The organism is Blautia sp. HCN-1074, from assembly GCF_037890165.1.
GTDB lineage: Bacteria > Bacillota > Clostridia > Lachnospirales > Lachnospiraceae > Blautia_A.
Genome location: NZ_JBBKBP010000020.1, coordinates 36,173 through 57,212, shown reverse-complemented (window position 1 = coordinate 57,212; position 21,040 = coordinate 36,173). Strand labels below are relative to the sequence as shown.

Genomic DNA, 21,040 nt, shown 5'->3' with positions numbered 1-21,040 from the left:
TTTGCGCTCTAGTGTCTTTGAGAATATTCCTTTATAATATGGAAGTAGAGAGAAGTAAATAACCATATGGGTTTAGGATTAATTATGAATGAACAGAAGAAATATATATTAAGCCGTCTAGCGGAACTGTTGCGAATTGACATTTTCTGTCAGTCAGAGGGAACTCTGGTGGGCTGTCAGAGAAATTCTAAATTAAATCCCATTTTCAGCAGTAAACAACTTAGACAGAAATTAATGAAAGAGGCAGATGGACAGAATCTGCCTCTTCTTCATAAAGAGGAAGACAGTATTTATTTTATCTGCGTGAAATCGGGAAAGAAGTATTATTTTGCAGGACCGTTAAGTCTGGGCGCAGTGGATCAGTTAGTCGATGACGGACATGGTGGAAAGACTGTAAATGATGATTATCGTATTGCATATCTGCGTGACTATATCCGCGAGATGGGAGAGGCAATCGAGGACGGTGTGGAACTCTGGAAAGATATAAGAAAAAGAGCTTCTACTGGTATAAAGATGTGATTTCCAGTAATGGGGAGAAGCTATAAGCTGAACCCAACAAGACAGTTTGAAATGTAATGATAAACATAAAAATTGCGTGTCATATTCTCATTATTTTAAATGAGGTTGACACGCAATTTTTATGTTGTTAAAGCAATTCACTGCAGGCGGAGAATCCTGCAAGCAGGATTCCTTCCTGAATAAATTACATAGTATATTCTTCTGCGAACAGAATCGGTTTTACGAATTCAAGTTTTTTACCAAAGAATCTTGCGATGAAACCAACAAGAAGTGCTGCGATGATTGTTCCTTCTCGTACGCCATCCAGATGGTATGCGAAAACAAATGACAGAACCGCTGCGATTACTGCCATGGAAACATCAAACATAACCTTGGTGCTGCCAAATTCGCGGTTCCATGTATTCACAATTGCACGTACGAAGGATTCGCCAGGAAGCATTGCAACGTTTGCCAGAACTTCCAGATATACACCAAATCCTAAAATAAGACATCCAATCAGAAGATATACAAATTTCATGACATAGGTTTCAGGATTTACAGATTTCAGAAGAACCATGGTAAAGTCAATGAAATATCCAAATAAGATGGAAATTGGTATCTGCAGAAGGTGCTCCAGCTTAAAGTTTTTACGAAGGATACAAAGCTGAAGAAAAATTAAAAAGATACTGAAAAATATAGTGAAGTTTCCAAGAGTAAATGAAAAATTCAGACTCAATACATAAGGGATGGATGAGATTGGAGATGTTCCCAGATTAGCTTTTGTAATCAGGCTGACTCCAAGTGAGTTTACAAATAATCCAATAAAAAATATAAGATAACGTTTTACTTTATTCAATATTTTTCTCCTCTTTTCGTTTTAGATTGTTATAGATTTGGGTAAACATTTTCATGAATGCCTCTCTATCTGCCTCGGCAATTCCGTCAAATGCCTGTTCTTCGATTTTTTTAAATTCGTCAGATATTATTTTGATGGATTCTTTTCCCTGATCGGTAAGAAAAATGTGATAGCTTCTCCGATTTCCATTCAGTGTTTTTCTCTTAATCAGATTTTTTTCTTCCATGCGGTTAAGGATAGAAGTGAGGGATCCGGCTTCAATATGACATCCGGCGGCGATTTCTTTCTGGTTTGCACCATCGTGATGTTTCAGATAATCGAGCACCTTTGGCTGACCTAAGGTGAGACCAGTTGATTTGACATTTTCCATTAGCTTTTTTTGAATCAGCATCTGATTTGCCATTGACAGATAGTGAAATGATTCTTCCATGGGGGAATCTCCTTAAATATATTGTTATGTTTCAAACTGTTAGAATTGAAACGATTAGAATTATAACAATATAAAATGGGAATGTCAAGGGTATATTTGAGAGAATAAAACATTGCCAGAAAGTTGCAGGAATGATAAATTATAGTTGTTGTTCACTGGTAGAGAAATATGATATAGCAGTTCTTGATCTTTGTGGTCTGAAGAAGGAACAGGTTATGGATTTCGATGCATTTACTGCAAAAGTGCAGAAGGAGATTCTCTCATCCGGAAAGAGAAAAGAAATCTGTGGAAATAGGTTAATAACTAGAAAGGAAAGATGAGGAAAGAAAATGCAAAACGATTTATTTGAAAAGGCTCCTGTGCATAAAGCGTATTTCAGCTTTGCGTTGCCGGTTGTTTTCAGTATGGTGATCTCGCTGATTTATAACATGGCAGACACATACTTTATTGCAGGAACCGGAAACACAAATCTGGTAGCGGGTGTATCACTTGGTGCACCAATCTTTACATTGATGATTGCTCTGGGTGATATTTTCGGACTGGGCGGAAGCTCGGTGATTTCCAGATTATTTGGACAGAAGAAAGATGAAGATGGGAAGAGACTCAGCGTTTTCTGCTTTTATGGAGCGATTGTCTGCGGTGTGATCGTAGCTGCTGTTATGATGATTTTCAGAGCACCGATTTTACAGGTTCTGGGAGCAGATAGTGATACAATTGTATATGCGTCTCAGTATTATACATGGCTGGTACTTGGAGCACCATTTATTATTCTGGTGTATACACCGTCTAATCTGTTACGAACAGAAGGATTTGCAGTTGGTTCTATGACAGGAACAGTACTGGGTGCAGTAGTTAACATTATTCTGGATCCGATTTTTATTTCTGTACTTGGTATGGGTGCGGCAGGAGCCGCAATCGCTACTGTTATCGGAAATATATGTACAGATATCTTCTATATTATATTCCTGCTGACAAAGAGTAAAAGACTATCAGTGAATCTGAAAGGATTTCATATCAGCGGGAAAGAATTGGGAGATATTTTTGCCATCGGAATTCCGGCGTCAGTTACGAATTTCATGCAGAGTTTTGGAATTGCTTTGATGAACAGATTTCTTCTGACTTATGGAAATGAAAAAGTGGCAGCAATGGGAATCGTCATGAAAATCAATATGATTGCTATGTTGATTTTGGTTGGATTCGCATTTGGCTCTCAGCCATTGATTGGATACAATTATGGAGCGGGAAATAAGAAGAGACTGCGGGAGATTCTGGCATTCAGCTATAAATTTGAATGTGCGGCAGGTGTAGTATTTGTAGCAGTTTTATGTCTGGCTGCACGTCCATTAATCTCTGCATTCATGGATGACAGTGGAATTGTCAGTGCAGGTGTTCCGATGCTACGCTTACAGCTTCTGGGAGCTGTGTTTACAGCAGTAACACTGGTAAGTACCTGTACATTTCAGTCTGCGGGAAAAGCATTGAATGCGTTTATCCTCTCAGTGAGCAGACAGGGCGTGATCTTTGCGGTAGTGATTTTTATTTTGTCAAAGACTGTGGGATATTATGGCGTATTGTCTGCACAGCCGGTGGCGGATTTCATTACGGCAGTTGTGGCAATTATGCTGGTGCGTACGAGTGTTTATAAAGAGATTCGGGAATAACAAAAGATATAAGCTATACTCCTGTGGGAGTAGGATAAGCATAACTTGGATGAGTTTATAATTGCTGATTTTTCTGGATTGGAAAAATGGAAGATCTATATGAAACAGGAAAGTGTAAAAGATGGAAGTACAGAAAGGATGAAACAGGAAAATGAACAATATTGTATCACGTTTATATTTCGCCAGTGATTATATGGAAGGCGCACATCCTGCAATTATGCAGAAACTGGTGGAGACAAACCTGGAGAAGACTGTGGGATATGGGTTGGATCCTTATACAGAGAGTGCGAAAGAGAAGATCAGAACAGCTTGTAATGCACCAGATGCAGATGTATTTCTGCTGGTGGGTGGAACGCAGACGAATGCAACGGTGATTGATGCGCTGCTGAAATCTTATCAGGGAGTTGTAGCGGCAGAGACAGGACATATTGCGACACATGAATCAGGAGCGATTGAATTTGGCGGTCATAAAGTACTGACATTACCACAGAAGGATGGGAAAGTCAGAGCGGCACAGATTGAAAAAATGGTTAAGGATTTTTATGATGATGCCAATTATGAGCATATGGTAATGCCTGGAATGGTATATATTTCTCAGCCGACAGAGTATGGAACTTTGTATTCAAAAGAGGAGTTAACCGAAATCAGTAAAGTATGTCGGGCAAATCATCTGCCGCTTTATGTGGATGGAGCACGTCTTGCCTATGCACTGGCAAGTCCGGAGAATGATGTGACGTTATCGGATCTGGCAGAGCTTTGTGATGCATTTTATATTGGTGGTACGAAATGTGGGGCATTATTCGGCGAAGCGGTTGTGATTCCGCAGAAAGGATTGATTCCGCATTTCTTTACGATTATCAAGCAGCATGGTGCATTGCTTGCGAAAGGCAGGATTGCGGGGATTCAGTTTGATGAGCTTTTTACAGATGGACTTTATGAGCGAATTGGTAAACCGGCAATCGATGCCGCAGAGCAGATTAAAGAAGCATTGAAGAAGTTTGGATATAAGCTTGCTCTGGATACACCGACAAATCAGATTTTTTGTATTGTGTCCAATGAGGTAATGAAAAAAATAGCCCAGGATGTGGAATTTGGATTCTGGGAGAAATATGATGAGACACATTCCGTGATCCGATTTGCCACAAGCTGGGCTACAACGATGGAAGATACGCAGAAGTTGATTCGATTGCTGGATGATATTAGAGAATAAAAAATGATTAATTTACAGGCAGCAGGACCGAAGCTTCGTGGAAAGTTGCATAAATAAACGGGATATACCTGGTTAATCAAGAAATTAAACAAGGAGGCTGTACATGAGAAAAACAGGATTTGCCACGATCGGCACAAGTGAGATTACAGAGAAATTTTTGCAGGCGGCAAAAGAATATCCGGAGTTTCAGTATGTAGCTGCTTATTCCAGAGACATAAAAAAAGCAGAGGAATTTGCCGGCATACATGGAGCAGAAAAAGCTTATAACAGTCTGGATATGTTGTCGGCAGATCCGGAGGTGGAAGCTGTTTATGTGGCAACGCCCAATCATATGCATTATGAGCAGGTAATGAAGCTTCTGAATGCAGGGAAACATGTTCTCTGTGAGAAATCTCTTGCATCAAATCACAGGGAAGCAGAAGAGATGTTTCAACTCGCATATGAAAAGAAACTCGTTCTTTTGGAGGCTATGCGCACAGCTTTTGATCCAGGTATGGAAGTTATAAAAAAGAGTTTGAACAGAATTGGTGAGATTCGAAAAGCGACATTTATATATTGTCAGTATTCCAGCAGATATGACAGCTTTAAAGAAGGAACAGAGCATAATATCTTCAGCAGGGAATGTTCAGCAGGAGCTTTGATGGATATCGGTGTTTACAGTATACATACACTGTTGGATCTGCTTGGAAAGCCAGATACTATCTGTGGATTTTCTGTAATGCTCAGGGGAGAAATCGACGGAGCAGGAACAATCCTTGCAAAATATCCCGATAAAATAGCGGAAGTGTCTTATTCCAAAATCACAGATTCTCTATTGCCAAATGAAATTCAGGGTGAGGACGGAGTGCTGCAGTTCTGGGGAAATAGCAACAGTCCTGAGAACGTGAAGATTGTTTTCAGAGACGGAAGAGAAGAAATCCTTTACCATAGAGAAACAGAAAATGCCATGAAGTATGAACTGGAACATTTCCTGAAAATGCTTCATGGGAAGGAATCAGCAGTAAGACATACACAGCGTTCTCTGAATGCGTTGGAGCTGATGGATGAGATGCGGAAGCAATGCGGAATTTCATTTCCGGCAGATATAAAATAAGCAGATCTGTAACCGGTAAACGACTTGCAGACAGACTTAATGATGACAGGACGGTAACCGGAAATCGCCAGGGGAAAGATAATAAACGTTAAAACGGTAATTATTTTCTTGTGTATAGCAGAGCATTAAAGTATAATAAAATCAGTTTTTTGAATAAGATTAAAGCTATAATAAGGAAATCGGCAAACCAGATGAAAGTCTGGGACGCAAAGCTACAGGGCCTGTAAAATGGCAGCCAGTTGCATAAAATGAGGTGCACTGTCTGTCTGACAGTGCTTTTTTACGGTGCTATCTCATAGACGTAACAATAAATGATTTTATCAGGAAAGAATGAGGAAAATGAGCGTATGAAAAAGGCTAAATATTGTCTGATGGCATTGGTGTCAGGTGTACTTGTAGCATCTGCTGTCTTGTCTGGATGTGGACAGTCAAAGAAAGAAGTATCTAAAAATGATGATCATCTTACAGTTTATCTGTGGGAAAATCGTTTGATGAAAAATATTGCACCCTATATCCATGAACAGTTTCCTGATCAGGATATTGAATTTATTATTGGTAACAATGATACCGATTTATACAGTTATTTTAAAGAACATGATGAATTACCGGATATCATAACAGTACGTCGATTCTCCGGAACAGATGCACAGGACTTACAGCCTTATCTTATGGATTTTGCTTCTTATGATGTTGTTTCCAAGTACTATTCTTATGCGGTGCAATATTATAAGAATGAGGAGGATGAAATCCAGTGGCTGCCAATCTGTGGTATTCCGCAGACGATCATTGCCAACAAAACACTGTTTGATCAGTATGGCGTAAAGATTCCAGAAAATTATGAGGAATATGTACAGGCTTGTCAGCAGTTTTATGATAATGGCATAAAACCGTATTCCATGGATCTTGGTGAAGACTGGTCTAATAATGAAATCATCCAGGCTGCAGCAATCGGTGAGTTTACAAGCCTGGATGGTATTGAATGGCGAAACGGTGCAGAGACTGCAGCGGATGAAACAAAGTTTGATGATACATTATGGAAACGTATTTTTTCAGAAACCAGTCAGTTTCTTAAGGATTCGCACTTTGGTAAAGAAGATATCAATATTGACGTCGATACAGGAATCCAGATGTTTGTCGAGGGAAAATCAGCAATGTTTCATGGACATCCGACGGTTATGCAGCAGCTGCAGAAACAGATGGATGCGGATCTGATCCGTATTCCTTACTTTTCACAGACATCGGATGAATCCTATGTGTACATGACTCCGTCCTTAAACATTGCATTTAACAAAAACCTGGAAAAAGACCGGGAGAAACTGGATACTGCACTGGATGTGCTGGATTGTATGATTTCAGAAGAGGGGCAAAAGCTGATTGCAGATGGAATCGGTGTTATTTCATTGAATACAGATGTTCCAACCATGATGCAGGATGTGCCTGGACTGGAAGAGGAAATTAATAATAATGCTGTTTATATCCGATATTCCGCTCAAAAATCATTTGATGCAAGTCTTGAGGCTGTTCACGGATTACTGTCAGGGGAAATGGATGAAACACAGGCTTATGATACTTTTCGCAGTGTAATGAATCGTAAAGATCCAGAAGAAAAAGCAACGGTGAATTTTGAAAATGAATATTCCATTTCACTGAACGATAGAAATGGCCGTGATGCAGCATCTTCCATTTTAACTACGATCAGAGAAGAAAATGATGCACAGCTGGCTCTGACACCATATTATTATTTCACTTCCTCTATGTACAAAGGAGAATGCACCAGCAGCCGGGTTGGCATGATGACAGCGAAGAGTTCAGATACAGCATTATATGTTGCAAAAATCAATGGTAAACAGGTTTGTGAACTCGTGGAAAATTATCTCGCCGATGCGGATGAGAATTTTTACGTAACCAATAAATACGAATTACCAATTGCATCCGGTATGAAAATGATCGTCAATCAAGAGGAAAGTGGATTTTCGTTAAAGGACTTAACAGTTAATGATAAGAAAATAGACAAAGAAAAGGAATACTCTATTCTTCTTACAGACACCACAATGTCTGTATTGAAAAAAATAAATCCGAAATGTGAAATTGAGCAGCTTAAAGAGACAACATTATCAAGTGCATGGATCGAAGCAATGTCAAAAGGACAGCAGCCGTCAGCACCGGAAGACTATATAGAGGTTGAACAGTAAAAGTGGAGATAGAACAAACGGTAAATAAAAGAAAAAAAATAACAAGGCTGTTGCTTATACTACTTATTATTCTTTTAAGCTTAGGTTGTATAAAGTATCTTATAAGTAAGTCTAGCAAGTATATCAGCGAAAACGGAAAAAGCAGTATGGGAGCTGTTGTTGAACAGATACAGCAGACCTATGATCTTCAGGTGAGTGGATACTACAGCCAGCTGCAGTTGGTTGAGGAATTTTTACTTTATGAGAGGGAGCTGTCTCTTGAAACGGATGTGAACAAAAGTTTCTTTGAAGCATGGGAAAAAGAATCGGAAAGTACCCTTATATTCATTCAGGAGAATGGTCAGGCAATATCAGCAGGTGGAACAAAAATGCGGATTGATATGCCAAGTAAACTTCTGCTGGACTTAAAGAATGGATATAATATTGGAAAACTGGTGCGTCTTGATTATGATCAGAAGAAAAAAGACGGTTATCTGGTTGCAATTCCATGTCAGGAATATACGATCAATGGGGAAACTTATACGGCAATTGGAACTGTGTATGATCATTCGAAACTGGATTCCATGTTAAAACTGAAAGGTTATGACGGGAAAGCATATTTGTTCATGCTGGATAATGACGGAAATATTACGTATACGAACCAGAGTGGAGATAAATACCTGCGTAATTATTCTTTGTTAAAACATTTAAAAGGGGAACAGGCCATTACAGAAGAAGAGGCTGATTGGTTCAAAAAGAAGTTTGATAACAGAGAATCCGGAGTTGCACTTTTGGGAAAACAGAACCCCTATTATCTGGGGTATTGTCCGATAGAAAGCAACAACACCATTTTGGTATGCATTGTGGCAAAGGGAGTTGTTGACAATGTGCTGATGGATTACCAGAAAACGGTGCTGTTTACAACAATACTTATGGCAGGTTTTATACTTTTACTTTTTGTCGGATTATTCTACAGTATTTCCAGACTTAGTCTTGCAGATCAAAAAGCAGAATATGAAAAAAGAAATAATGAACTTCATTTACAAACAATGAAGGAAATGGAAGTAGTCAATCAAAAACTGAAAAAGGCAAAGAACGCTGCAACAGAGGCTTTACAGACAGCGGAAAATGCAAATAAGGCGAAAACGGATTTCCTGTCTAATATGTCACATGATATTCGTACACCTATGAATGCAATCATTGGTATCACATCTTTGATCAGACATGATGCAGGTAATAAAGCAAAAGTTATAGAGTATGCAGATAAAATAGATATTTCATCACAGCATCTGTTAGGAATTATTAATGATGTTTTGGATATGAGTAAGATTGAGGCAGGAAAAACAGTCTTCAAGTATTCTGACTTTTCTATTCTGGATTTTGTACAGGAGCTTGACACTATAGTTCATTCTCAAATATATGAAAAGCAGCAGACTTTTACAATTATAAAAGAAAATATCAAGCATGAGTGGGTGAATGGTGATCAGGTTCATTTGATGCAGATTTTCAGCAACCTGCTGTCTAATGCCATAAAATATACGCAGGAAGGTGGAAAAATTCAGCTTCTGGTAGAAGAATGCGAGACAAAGTCATCTGTCTATGCAAAGTACCGCTTTTTAGTCAGTGACAATGGTATGGGAATGTCGGCAGATTTCATGGATACAATTTTTGATGCGTTTACCCGTGCGGAAAGTTCCCTTACAAATAAAATACAGGGAACCGGACTTGGAATGGCGATTACCAGAAATCTGGTTGAGGCAATGGGAGGAACCATTGACGTGGAGAGTGAACTGGGGCAGGGAAGCTGCTTTGAGGTTCTCATAGATTTGAAAATTGCAGAGGATAGAACAGTTGCTCTGGCGGCACAAGAAGAAACAGATGAGCAGGATGGTAATATCCTGCAGGGAATGAAATTCCTGTGTGCAGAAGATAATGAGTTGAACGCTGAGATCCTGACGGAACTGTTAAAGATTGAAGGTGCGGAATGTACCATCTGTGAAAATGGCGAAGAGATTTTGAAAGCATTTGAACAGTCTGCTCCAGGTGATTATGACATGATTCTGATGGATGTGCAGATGCCTGTTATGAATGGCTATGAGGCAACGAAGGCAATCCGCAGAAGTTCCCATAAACTGGCAAAGACGATTCCGATTATTGCCATGACTGCCAATGCATTCTCAGAAGACATTCAGCATTCCCTGGCAGCCGGTATGAATGCACATGTTTCAAAACCGGTTGAGATGAAGGTGCTGGAAAAGACGATCAGAAGCATAAAATCTGGTGGGGGGGGGTATCGAACCGCAGGTCACTGTACAGTGACAAATGGAAAGTAACCAGACATAAAAGAATCGAAAAGGATAGTTAGGGATAGATAGAAAATGAAAGGAAAAAGAATGATTGCAGGCATTCTGCTTGCGGGAATTTTAGCGGTCACCCTGGCAGGGTGTAAAAACACAGATAACACGAAAGAAGAAAACGAAAAGCCTGTTATTACCCTCGGCAGCGACAACTATCCACCATACAATTATCTGAATGAGGATGGTGTATCGACGGGAATCGATGTAGAACTGGCTACGGAAGCTTTCAAAAGAATGGGATATCAGTTGGAGGTTGTCCAGATCAACTGGGAGAAGAAAAAAGAACTGGTGGAGAGCGGAGAGATTGACTGTATCATGGGCTGTTTTTCCATGGAAGGGCGTCTTGATGATTACCGCTGGGCGGGACCGTACATAGCAAGCCGTCAGGTGGTTGCTGTAAATGAGAACAGTGATATCTATAAACTGAGTGATCTGGAGGAAAAGAACCTGGCTGTTCAGTCCACAACCAAACCGGAAGGCATCTTTCTGAACCGGACGGATGAGAGAATCCCCAAACTGGGCAATCTGATCAGTCTTGGACACAGGGAGCTGATCTATACGTTTCTTGGGAAAGGATATGTAGATGCAGTTGCAGCACACGAGGAATCTATCGTTCAGTATATGAAGGATTATGATGCAAGTTTCCGTATCCTGGAAGAGCCTCTGATGATCACCGGAATAGGTGTCGCTTTTGCAAAAGATGATGACAGGGGAATCTGTGAGCAGATGGATCAGACGCTGGAAGAAATGCGTCAGGATGGCACCTCCCTGAAAATTATTAAAAAATATCTGGATGATCCCCAGAAGTATCTGGAGGTGGATGATCTTGGATATTAAGAGAAAGAAAAAAGAAAAACGAATCCAGCTGTTCGGTGGTCTGATTGGAATCTGTGTGGCATTAGTTTCTCTGTTTTATTTCTTTCATGCGGAGAAAGCGGAAGCAGAGAAAAGAATGGTAGAGATTGTAAATTATGTCAAAGTGCAGTGTTCCACCTACACCCATTATAATGAATCTTCGGAATCCAAAAGTCTCCTCCGTGCGATTGAAAGTGCCAGACAGATGAGTACGAATATCGATATGGAAATAGAAAACGGCGGTCATCTGAGCCAGGAGTTCCTAAAAGAAAATCTTCAGACTCTCTGGGTGGATGGTATCCTTGTGCTGGATGCAGTTGGAAAGACGGACTGCGAATACAGCATGGATGAGTCTCTGACCGGTGAGATTACGGCATATCTGCAAAAGGACATTATCATGGATTTTGCCGGATATGAAGAAAGATCTTATTCGGAACGGTTTACCAGGGAAGACGGATCCTATATTGATATTGCAGCCTGTGCCAGAAAAGATGCACCGGGTATTGTGGCAATCTACTATTACACACCTCCTGAATTTGCCAGAAACTATACACTGACGATACAAGGGCTTTTAAATGGTTATAGTATCCAGAAAGATGGAACGGTTATTGTTGCAGACGATGGGATTGTTGTTGCCAGCAATGATGAGAGTCTGCTGGGGCAGAATACAGCCGACAACGAAGTTGTTCAGGCAATGAAAAAGCATACAGACAGTCAGCATATCTATCATTTGAGGAAGGAAGGAACCGGATGTTATGGAATCATGCTGAAGCAGCGTGATTATTATATCTACGCATATCTTCCGGATACAGAAGTATTCCGTAACCTGCCGCTAAGTGTAACAGCTGTCGTTTTTCTTTATTTACTCATATTCGGTATATTCTGCTTCTGGGGATACAGAGCGGATCTGGTACACCGGAAACATGAACAGGAAAAAGATGAAAAATATAAAGCAGAACTTCTGAGAGCAGCAAAAAAAGCAGAAGCAGCCAATGAGGCAAAAACCGAGTTTCTACAGCGAATGAGCCATGATATCCGGACACCGATCAATGGAATCTGCGGCATGATCGATGTGGCAGACCATTATGCAGAGGATATGAAGAAACAGACGGAATGCAGGGCAAAGATCAAAGAGGCATCCCATCTGTTGCTGGAACTGATAAACGAGGTTCTGGACATGAGCAAACTGGAGTCAGATGAAGTGATTCTGGAAGAAATCCCATTTAATCTGAACAGTATTTCTGAGGAAATACTGGGTGTGATCGAACAGATGGCTGCAGAGCAGAATATCCGGATCCTTTGGGAAGAAAAAGAAGTTACACACTGGAATCTTATTGGAAGTCCGGTGCATGTGAAACGGATCCTGATGAATATTCTGTCCAATGCGGTGAAATATAACAAAGAAAACGGATATGTCTATATCAGCTGTCGGGAAATCCCATCGAAACAGACAGCAATGACCACATTGGAATTTGTCTGTAGAGATACCGGGATCGGAATGACAGAGGCATTCCAGAAACGCATTTTTGAACCATTTGCACAGGAACATGCAGGAAGCCGCACAAAATTCGCCGGAACAGGACTGGGAATGCCAATCACAAAAAAACTGGTAGAGAAAATGGGCGGAACCATTTCCTTTGAAAGTAAAGAAGGCACAGGGACTACATTTGTGATCCGGATTCCATTCCGGATTGACACAGATAGGAAGGACAGGACTGAAACGGAAGAAAAAACGGAAACATCTATCCAGGGGCTCCATGTTCTTCTGACAGAGGATAATGAGCTGAATATGGAGATTGCAGAATTTGTGCTTCAGAATGAAGGCACTGTGGTGACCAAAGCATGGAATGGGCAGGAGGCTGTTGACATATTCAGAAAAAGCAGTCCTGGAGAATTTGATGTCATTCTTATGGATATTATGATGCCTGTCATGAATGGATATGAAGCAGCAAAGATGATCCGCTCTCTGGACAGAGAGGATGCAAAAGTGATACCGATCATTGCAATGACAGCAAATGCGTTCATTGAGGACAGAATGAGAGCAAAGGAAGCGGGAATGGATGAACATATTGCCAAGCCTGTTGATAGGAAATTATTAGTAAAAGTAATCAATGAGTTAGTAAAACACAATCAGAGGGAGCAGTTATAATGAAAAAGAAAAAATGGAACAAGTTAGTTTCTGTACTTTTGGTGATGGTGACGGTTATGTCACTTCTGTCTGGCTGTGGCGGGAAAAGTGCGGAAAAAGAAGACGCAGAAACCATCACAGTGTATTTATGGACCACAAGTCTGTATGAAAAATATGCATCATACATCCAGGAACAGCTCCCGGATATCAACATTGAATTTGTAGTAGGCAATAATAATCTGGATTTCTATCGTTTTCTGGATGAAAACGGCGGATTACCGGATATTATAACCTGCTGCAGGTTTTCCCTCCATGATGCAAGTCCCCTGAAGGACAGCCTGATGGATCTTTCCACAACCAATGAGGCAGGTGCTGTCTATGATACATACCTTAACAGTTTCAGAAATCAGGATGGCAGCGTAAACTGGCTTCCTGTGTGTGCAGATACCCATGGCTTTGTAGTGAACAAAGACCTTTTTGAAAAGTATGATATTCCTCTTCCAACGGATTATGAAAGCTTCGTTTCTGCCTGCCAGGCATTTGATGAGGTGGGTATCCGTGGGTTTACTGCAGACTATTACTATGATTATACCTGTATGGAAACACTGCAGGGTCTGTCTGCATCAGAGCTGTCTTCTGTGGATGGACGTAAGTGGCGTACCACCTACAGTGACCCGGATAATACAAAGAGAGAAGGTCTGGACAGTACCGTCTGGCCGGAGGCTTTTGAACGTATGGAGCAGTTTATTCAGGATACAGGGCTGAGCCAGGATGATCTGGATATGAATTATGATGATGTGGTTGAGATGTACAAAAGTGGTAAGCTTGCCATGTACTTCGGCAGTTCTTCCGGCGTAAAAATGTTCCAGGATCAGGGGATTAACACAACATTCCTGCCATTCTTTCAGCAGAACGGCGAAAAGTGGCTGATGACTACACCATATTTCCAGATAGCTTTAAACCGTGACCTGACAAAGGATGAAACACGCCGGCAGAAAGCAATGAAGGTACTGAACACAATGCTTTCAGAGGATGCGCAGAACCGGATCATTTATGATGGACAGGATCTGTTAAGCTACAGCCAGGATGTGGGTCTCAAGCTTACAGAATATCTGAAGGATGTGAAACCTGTGATTGAAGAAAACCATATGTATATCCGTATTGCGTCAAATGACTTTTTCTCCATTTCCAGGGATGTGGTGTCTAAGATGATTTCAGGAGAATATAATGCAGAGCAGGCTTATCAGTCATTTAACACCCAGCTTCTTGAGGAAAAATCCACTTCTGAGGATATTGTGCTGGATTCAAAGAAAACTTATTCCAATCGCTTCCATACCAGCGGAGGCAATGAAGCCTATTCTGTTATGGCAAACACTTTGCGCGGTATTTATGGGACGGATGTGCTGATTGCAACAGGAAACAGCTTTACAGGAAATGTACTGAAGGCCGGTTATACAGAAAAAATGGCGGGCGACATGATCATGCCAAACGAGCTTTCCGCTTATAGCAGCGAAATAAGTGGGGCAGAACTGAAGGAAACGGTCAGAAACTTCGTAGAAGGCTGCCAGGGAGGCTTTATCCCCTTTAATCGAGGCTCTCTGCCTGTGTTCAGTGGTATTTCTGTAGAAATTAAGGAAACGGATGATGGTTATACATTGAGTAAAGTTACAAAGAATGGAAAACAGATTCAGGACAAGGATACTTTTACTGTGACCTGCCTTGCAGAACCACAATATATGGAAGCTTATGCGGCAGAGGAAAATATTGCATTTGATGGAGGGGATACCTCTGTGGAAGATACCTGGACAACATATGTTTCAGATGGTAATGCCATTCTTGCAGAGCCTGAAGACTATATTACTCTGAGGTGAGAAGAATGGATGTTAAGAATCATAATACAAACAGAAAGAAACGGGTTGTGAGAAAACGATGGAATACAGCAGTTCTTATTGTTCTATTCATTGGAATCCTTTTGACTGTTTTCCGATATTTGGAGTTTGTATCGAAGACTGTTTATGAGGAAAGTGTTTCTCACCTGACAGAAATTTTTCATCAGTCTGATAATATGCTAAGTGAGCTGACAAATAAGAATCTGACTTATCTCCATATATGGGGGGAATATCTGCAGAATACTTCCGATGAAAGTGAAATTCGTGAGTATATAGAGAAAGCACAGGAAGATGCAGGCTTTTTAGATTTTTATTTCCTGTCAGCGGACGGGAACTATAAGATGGTAACAGGTGAAACCGGCTATCTGGGATTACAGGAAAATATTGAAGATGAGATCCGGCAGGGAAATGATGTGATAACCAATGCAACAGTTCCCGGAAAATCCCAGCTCCTTGTTTTTGCCACTCCCAAGCCTCATGGAAGTTATCAGGGCTTTGAATATGATGCAATTGCCATTGCCTATGAAAACTCCGATATCGTAAATGTGCTGAATATTTCTGCTTTTAATGGAAATGCCCAGAGTTATGTGGTTCATCCGGATGGTCGTGTTGTTGTGGATCATTCCTCTGAGTCATGGGGAGAGGTGTATAATTTCTTTGGGATTCTGAGAGAGCATTCCAATATGTCTGAAAAAGAGATCCTTAAACTTTCAGAAGAGTTTAAGGAAGGACATACAGATGCAATGCTGATAAATCTGGATGGAAAGGATTACTATCTGGTCTATGAGAAATCCAAACCTCAGGACTGGATCTTTCTGGGACTTGTCCAGGCTGATATCGTTAATGCCAGTATGAATGTTCTGCAGCGTAGCACTATGCTGCTTGTAAGTGCAGTAGCAGTGTGTATTGCCGGTCTTTTTATTGGAATTATTCTCTGGAAAAACAGGGTAAACCTGAAGAGAAAGGATACGGAGATCCTTTACAGGGACGAGCTGTTTCAAAAGCTGTCAATGAGTGTGGATGATGTTTTCCTGATGCTGGATGCCAAAACATATAAAGCAGATTACGTCAGTCCCAATGTGGAAAAAATGCTGGGTATTACAGTAGAACAGATCCGTAAAGATATTTGTGTCCTGGGAAAACTGCATCCCGGGGATGTTGAAGATCCGGAGAAGAATTATCTGGAAGAAATCCAGGTTCATGAGCAGCAGGAATGGGATTTTGAATATGTTCATCAGAAAACAGGAGAACACCGCTGGTTTCATAATGTTGCAATGGGCAGCGAGGTAAACGGGAAAAAGAAATATATCCTGGTTATGTCAGATCGTACCTCTGACAGAAAAATGAATCAGGCGCTTTCTGAGGCGGTCCGCGCTGCGGAGACTGCAAACAAGGCAAAGAGCACCTTCCTTTCCAATATGTCTCACGATATCCGGACACCAATGAATGCGATCATTGGTTTTACCACACTGGCTGTAAGCAACATTGATGATAAAGAAAGGGTACGGGATTATCTGGGTAAGATTCTTTCCTCCAGTAATCATCTGCTCTCACTGATCAATGATATCCTGGATATGAGCCGTATTGAGAGCGGAAAGATTCATCTGGAAGAAACGGAAGTCAGTCTGTCAGAGGTTCTTCATGATCTGAAAACCATTATCAGCGGACAGATCTATGCGAAACAGCTGGAGCTTTACATGGATGTCATGGATGTTACCAATGAGGATGTTTATTGTGACAAGACGAGGCTGAATCAGGTGCTCCTGAATCTTTTGTCCAATGCGATCAAGTTTACTCCTGCAGGCGGAACCGTTTCTGTCCGGCTGAGAGAGTATCCGGGTACACAGAGAGGCTGTGAATTGTACGAAATCCGGGTAAAGGATAACGGAATCGGCATGAGTCAGAAATTTGTACAGAAGATCTTTTCTCCTTTTGAGAGAGAGCGGACTTCCACTGTAAGCAGGACTCAGGGTACAGGACTGGGCATGGCCATTACCAAGAACATCGTGGATATGATGGGCGGAACCATTGAGGTTCAGACAGAACAGGGCAAAGGTACTGAATTTATTATCCGTCTGCCATTGCGGATTCAGCCTGAGAACCACCGTATAGAGAAAATCGCAGAGCTGGAAGGTCTGAAGGCATTGGTCGTAGACGATGATTTCAATACCTGTGACAGTGTGACTAAGATGCTTGTGAAGGTTGGAATGCGTTCGGAATGGACACTTTCCGGTAAGGAGGCTGTTCTCCGCGCACGACAGTCTGTGGAAATGGGTGATGCATTCCATGCTTATATCATTGACTGGCGTCTTCCGGATATGAACGGCATTGAAGTTACCCGTCAGATCCGCAGTCTTGGTGACGATACGCCGATCATTATCCTGACTGCTTATGACTGGTCAGATATTGAAGTGGAAGCCAGGGCAGCAGGGGTGACTGCATTCTGTGCCAAACCTATGTTTATGTCAGATATCAGAGAGACTCTGATGGCTGCTATCGGCCAGAAGCAGGCTGAGGCAGAGGATAATATCCTTCCGGCAGCAGATTCAGATTTCAGAGGCAGGCGCATACTGCTTGTGGAAGATAATGAACTGAACAGTGAAATTGCAGTAGCGCTCCTTAGTGAATATGGTTTTCGGGTTGATACAGCGGAAGATGGAGCAGAGGCTGTGGAGAAAGTTAAGAATTCAACACAAGGTGATTATGACCTGGTGCTTATGGATGTGCAGATGCCTGTAATGAATGGATATGAGGCTACTGAGCAGATCCGTTCACTGGATGATCCTTCACTGGCGGGAATCACGATCCTTGCCATGACTGCCAATGCTTTTGACGAAGACAGAAAGAAAGCACTGGCATGTGGTATGAATGGATTTTTATCCAAGCCGATAGTTATTGAAGAATTGATCAATACATTACAGAATAACCTAAAGTGAGTTTTGTGTTAAAGTGATAAACATTGTTCTTTCAAGTAAGAAAAATGAATCAGCTTGTTTTGAGGATACAGGAAAACGTAGAATGCTTCATCAGAATCCTCCCGATGTCCAAAATGAACAGTTATAAAGCAACGCAGGCAAACAGGTATCTGCCAGATAAGGATAAAACATGCATACCTATCATTGCAATGACGGCAAATGTGATATGATAGGTGATATTTTCTATATGATGATGTTGGGAGATTATATGAAAAAGTTTAAGGCAAATGATAATAAGAGTGAAGAACATGAGATTAACTACAGACAATTTAACAAAAAGCTGGAACTGCTGAATCAGATTCTGTCTCTGATATCAGACATCAATCAGGCGTCGGATGAGAAAGAAGTGAAGGACTGTATTCCTGCATTGCTTCAATACACCGGTGAATATACAGATGCAGACAGAGTATATATTTTTGAACTGATGTCTGAAAAGCAGGATTATTACAGCAATACCTTCGAATGGTGCAGAGAAGGGATCATCCCACAGATTGACAATCTGATTCGTATTTCTGTAGATAGTATGCCGGTGTGGCATGAGAAATTTCTTCGTGGAGAAACCATAATTATTCATGATCTGGAGAAAATACGCGAAACCATGCCTTCGGAATATGATATCCTGAAGGTTCAGGACATTCATTCTCTGCTGGTTTTACCTTTGTTTGCAAATACGCAGTTGAGCGGTTTTATCGGTCTGGATAATCCGGAGCTGGTTAATCCCGGTGTTTACATATCGCTTCTTTCCAATGCAGGCGGACATCTTGCCAGTACACTGAATAATCTGCGTATGTTCAGGATGCTTGAGGAAAAACAGAAAACACTGGAGAGCAATCTGGAGGAACTTCAGAAGGAGAAGCATATCCTGGAAGCTCTCTGCGTAGATTATACCTCATTTTATTTATGTGATCTGGCAAATGATACTCTGGAAATGATCAAACAGAGCATACATTCCAATTGGGCAGAGATTGATGAGATGCCGGAGCTGAAATCCAGTTATACCTCTGGAATCAGATATTATTATGATCATTATGTAATCCGGGAATCAGCACCGGATTTTCTCCGGAAGATGGAACGTCACGCTCTCATAGAGTATCTGCGGAATCACAAACGTTTTGCATATCGTTATCAGTCAGTGAAAAACCATGCCGGGCATGAGTATTTTGAATTGCAGGTGATCCGTCTGGAGACAGGCAACAGAGATGATTATAAGATCATTATGGGATTTCGCTATATTGATGATATTGTGCAGGAGGATATGAAAAAGAAGCAGCAGATGGAAGAGACTATGGCTGATCTGAAAATGAATAATGAGATTATCTCTGCAATCAGCAAAATGTACTGGATCATCTACCGGATGGATCTGATCCATGATACCTATGAGGAGATTTCCAGCAAGGAATCCATGCACCGTCTGACCGGCAGAAGTGGAAAGATTTCTGTTCAGTTTACAAAAGCCAGAGAGAAAATCGTAGCTCCCGAATTTCAGGAAAGAATGAGAGAATTCCTGGATGTTTCCACGCTGGCAGAACGTCTGAAGAACAGAGAGGAGATTTCCACAGAATACAGAGCCATAACCGGAGTCTGGCACCAGGCCAGATTTATTGTGAAACTGCGAAACGAAGCAGGGGAAGTGACCAATGTTCTCTATGTGACGAGAGATATTAATGACCAGAAAATATCTGAGCTGGAGAGCCGGGAAGAACTGAGAAGAACTGCCCAGGAGGCTGAGAAAGCCAATCTGGCAAAGATAGATTTCCTTAGGAGAATGAGTCATGATATCCGCACACCGATCAACGGGATTCAGGGATGTGTGGATATTGCAGACCGTTATCCCGATGATCTGGAGCTTCAGCAGGAAGCACGTACCAAAATCAGGACTGCTTCCGGTTATCTTTTAAACCTTGTCAATGATGTGCTGGATATGAATAAGCTGGAATCCGGCAATATACAGCTGGAGAGAAAGCACTTTAATCTGCTGGAACTTTTGCATAACACGAATGAAATCACCAGGATGCAGGCAAATGAATCCGGCATTAATTATTATGTAGAAGATGGAGAAATCATCCATACACAGCTGATAGGAAGTCCGGTGCATTTCCAGCAGATATTGATGAATATCGGCAGCAATGCAGTAAAATATAATTATGATGGTGGTTCTGTGACAGTTACCTGTCGTGAGGTTTCCTATACGGATACCACTGCGGAATATGAACTGACCTGTACAGATACCGGAATCGGCATGAGTGAGGAATTTCAGAAAAAGGCATTTGAGCCTTTTGCCCAGGAAGGGCAGTCAGCCAGAACAAATTATGCAGGTACCGGTCTGGGACTTGCCATTGCCAGAAAGCTGATAGAGCTGCAGGGTGGAACCCTTTCCTTTGAGAGTATACAGGGAAAGGGAACTAAATTTATTCTTCATATTTCTTTTGAAATCTCTGCTGAGGAATCGGAAAAGAGATCCCAGATGTATCAGAACTGTTCAGTGGAAGGAATTCAGGTTCTGCTGGTGGAAGACAATGAGCTGAATATGGAAATTGCTGAGTTCCTGCTGAAAGAAGAAAAAATGATAGTGACAAAGGCATGGAATGGACGGGAAGCTGTAGAAATATTTGAGAATTCAGAGCCCGGATACTTTGATGTGATTCTGATGGATCTGATGATGCCACAAATGGGAGGTCTGGAAGCTACCCGCAGAATCAGAAAGCTGGATCGAAGGGATGCGAAAACCATCCCCATCTTTGCTATGACAGCTAATGCCTTTCTTGATGATATTGCACAGAGTAAAGCAGCAGGAATGAACGAACATTTTTCAAAACCGCTTCAGATGGAGAAAGTGATAGATGCGATACGATTTTATTACACAGCCCGGTGAAAAACAGATTTGTTTTCTGACAGTCGGCATGAATGGATAATAAAG

14 protein-coding genes and 1 riboswitch are annotated in these 21,040 nt (G+C 41.3%); of the genes, 12 read left to right on the top strand and 2 right to left on the bottom strand.

Translation table 11 applies throughout. The features are described 5' to 3' along the window. Nucleotides 1-66: 66 nt before the first annotated feature. Nucleotides 67-519: a family 1 glycosylhydrolase gene (locus WKT11_RS20085; RefSeq protein ID WP_445291950.1), complete on the top strand. Its 453-nt coding sequence runs from the start codon at nt 67-69 to the stop codon at nt 517-519. Between the two features lie 184 nt (nt 520-703). On the opposite strand, the gene WKT11_RS15040 is transcribed toward WKT11_RS20085, so the two are convergent. Both WKT11_RS15040 and WKT11_RS15035 read right to left on the bottom strand, forming a co-directional pair. Then, nucleotides 704-1,354 (bottom strand): YczE/YyaS/YitT family protein, encoded by a 651-nt coding sequence (locus WKT11_RS15040; protein ID WP_118137265.1) that lies wholly within the window; start codon nt 1,352-1,354, stop codon nt 704-706. Beyond that, nucleotides 1,347-1,784 (bottom strand): MarR family winged helix-turn-helix transcriptional regulator, encoded by a 438-nt coding sequence (locus WKT11_RS15035; RefSeq protein ID WP_118630568.1) that lies wholly within the window; start codon nt 1,782-1,784, stop codon nt 1,347-1,349. Before WKT11_RS15035 ends, WKT11_RS15040 begins: the two co-directional genes overlap by 8 nt. 92 nt (nt 1,785-1,876) lie before the next feature. On the opposite strand from WKT11_RS15035, the gene WKT11_RS15030 reads away from it, so the two are divergent. The 11 genes from WKT11_RS15030 to WKT11_RS14980 all read left to right on the top strand — a co-directional run bounded on the left by WKT11_RS15030 (nt 1,877) and on the right by WKT11_RS14980 (nt 20,995). After that, the gene (locus WKT11_RS15030) at nt 1,877-2,104 is read left to right on the top strand and encodes a DUF1284 domain-containing protein (RefSeq protein ID WP_340285184.1); all 228 of its coding nucleotides are present in this window, start codon (nt 1,877-1,879) and stop codon (nt 2,102-2,104) included. Between the two features lie 9 nt (nt 2,105-2,113). Further along, nucleotides 2,114-3,445, top strand: coding sequence for an MATE family efflux transporter (locus WKT11_RS15025; RefSeq protein ID WP_118137263.1), 1,332 nt, complete (start codon nt 2,114-2,116; stop codon nt 3,443-3,445). A 151-nt stretch (nt 3,446-3,596) separates the two neighbouring features. Beyond that, on the top strand, nt 3,597-4,655 hold the full coding sequence (locus tag WKT11_RS15020; RefSeq protein ID WP_118137261.1) for a threonine aldolase family protein: 1,059 nt from the start codon (nt 3,597-3,599) through the stop codon (nt 4,653-4,655). Between the two features lie 103 nt (nt 4,656-4,758). Then, the gene (locus WKT11_RS15015; RefSeq protein ID WP_118137259.1) at nt 4,759-5,748 is read left to right on the top strand and encodes a Gfo/Idh/MocA family protein; all 990 of its coding nucleotides are present in this window, start codon (nt 4,759-4,761) and stop codon (nt 5,746-5,748) included. Between the two features lie 171 nt (nt 5,749-5,919). After that, a riboswitch (cyclic di-GMP riboswitch) is annotated at nt 5,920-5,995 on the top strand. 100 nt (nt 5,996-6,095) lie between these two features. After that, on the top strand, nt 6,096-7,940 hold the full coding sequence (locus WKT11_RS15010; protein WP_118137257.1) for an ABC transporter substrate-binding protein: 1,845 nt from the start codon (nt 6,096-6,098) through the stop codon (nt 7,938-7,940). 146 nt (nt 7,941-8,086) lie between these two features. After that, a complete protein-coding gene (locus tag WKT11_RS15005; protein ID WP_340285181.1) occupies nt 8,087-10,252 on the top strand; it encodes an ATP-binding protein in 2,166 nt (721 codons plus the stop codon). Nucleotides 10,253-10,297: 45 nt separating this feature from the next. Continuing rightward, the gene (locus tag WKT11_RS15000) at nt 10,298-11,113 is read left to right on the top strand and encodes a substrate-binding periplasmic protein (RefSeq protein ID WP_117845902.1); all 816 of its coding nucleotides are present in this window, start codon (nt 10,298-10,300) and stop codon (nt 11,111-11,113) included. Continuing rightward, on the top strand, nt 11,097-13,280 hold the full coding sequence (locus WKT11_RS14995) for an ATP-binding protein (protein WP_178760971.1): 2,184 nt from the start codon (nt 11,097-11,099) through the stop codon (nt 13,278-13,280). Before WKT11_RS15000 ends, WKT11_RS14995 begins: the two co-directional genes overlap by 17 nt. Next, a complete protein-coding gene (locus tag WKT11_RS14990) occupies nt 13,280-15,130 on the top strand; it encodes an ABC transporter substrate-binding protein (protein WP_117675969.1) in 1,851 nt (616 codons plus the stop codon). Before WKT11_RS14995 ends, WKT11_RS14990 begins: the two co-directional genes overlap by 1 nt. A gap of 5 nt (nt 15,131-15,135) precedes the next feature. Further along, entirely contained in the window at nt 15,136-18,084 is a 2,949-nt protein-coding gene (locus WKT11_RS14985) for a hybrid sensor histidine kinase/response regulator (RefSeq protein WP_117845896.1), read from the top strand. A 205-nt stretch (nt 18,085-18,289) separates the two neighbouring features. Then, on the top strand, nt 18,290-20,995 hold the full coding sequence (locus tag WKT11_RS14980; protein WP_340285180.1) for a hybrid sensor histidine kinase/response regulator: 2,706 nt from the start codon (nt 18,290-18,292) through the stop codon (nt 20,993-20,995). Nucleotides 20,996-21,040: the final 45 nt, after the last annotated feature.

Bases quoted from the DNA above. Each gene is read 5' to 3' on its own strand.
- WKT11_RS20085 (WP_445291950.1), top strand. From the start codon at position 67: ATGGGTTTAGGATTAATTATGAATGAACAGAAGAAATATATATTAAGC.
- WKT11_RS15035 (WP_118630568.1), bottom strand. From the start codon at position 1,784: ATGGAAGAATCATTTCACTATCTGTCAATGGCAAATCAGATGCTGATT.
- WKT11_RS15025 (WP_118137263.1), top strand. From the start codon at position 2,114: ATGCAAAACGATTTATTTGAAAAGGCTCCTGTGCATAAAGCGTATTTC.
- WKT11_RS15020 (WP_118137261.1), top strand. From the start codon at position 3,597: ATGAACAATATTGTATCACGTTTATATTTCGCCAGTGATTATATGGAA.
- WKT11_RS15015 (WP_118137259.1), top strand. From the start codon at position 4,759: ATGAGAAAAACAGGATTTGCCACGATCGGCACAAGTGAGATTACAGAG.
- WKT11_RS15010 (WP_118137257.1), top strand. From the start codon at position 6,096: ATGAAAAAGGCTAAATATTGTCTGATGGCATTGGTGTCAGGTGTACTT.
- WKT11_RS15005 (WP_340285181.1), top strand. From the start codon at position 8,087: ATGGGAGCTGTTGTTGAACAGATACAGCAGACCTATGATCTTCAGGTG.
- WKT11_RS15000 (WP_117845902.1), top strand. From the start codon at position 10,298: ATGAAAGGAAAAAGAATGATTGCAGGCATTCTGCTTGCGGGAATTTTA.
- WKT11_RS14995 (WP_178760971.1), top strand. From the start codon at position 11,097: ATGATCTTGGATATTAAGAGAAAGAAAAAAGAAAAACGAATCCAGCTG.
- WKT11_RS14990 (WP_117675969.1), top strand. From the start codon at position 13,280: ATGAAAAAGAAAAAATGGAACAAGTTAGTTTCTGTACTTTTGGTGATG.
- WKT11_RS14985 (WP_117845896.1), top strand. From the start codon at position 15,136: ATGGATGTTAAGAATCATAATACAAACAGAAAGAAACGGGTTGTGAGA.
- WKT11_RS14980 (WP_340285180.1), top strand. From the start codon at position 18,290: ATGATAGGTGATATTTTCTATATGATGATGTTGGGAGATTATATGAAA.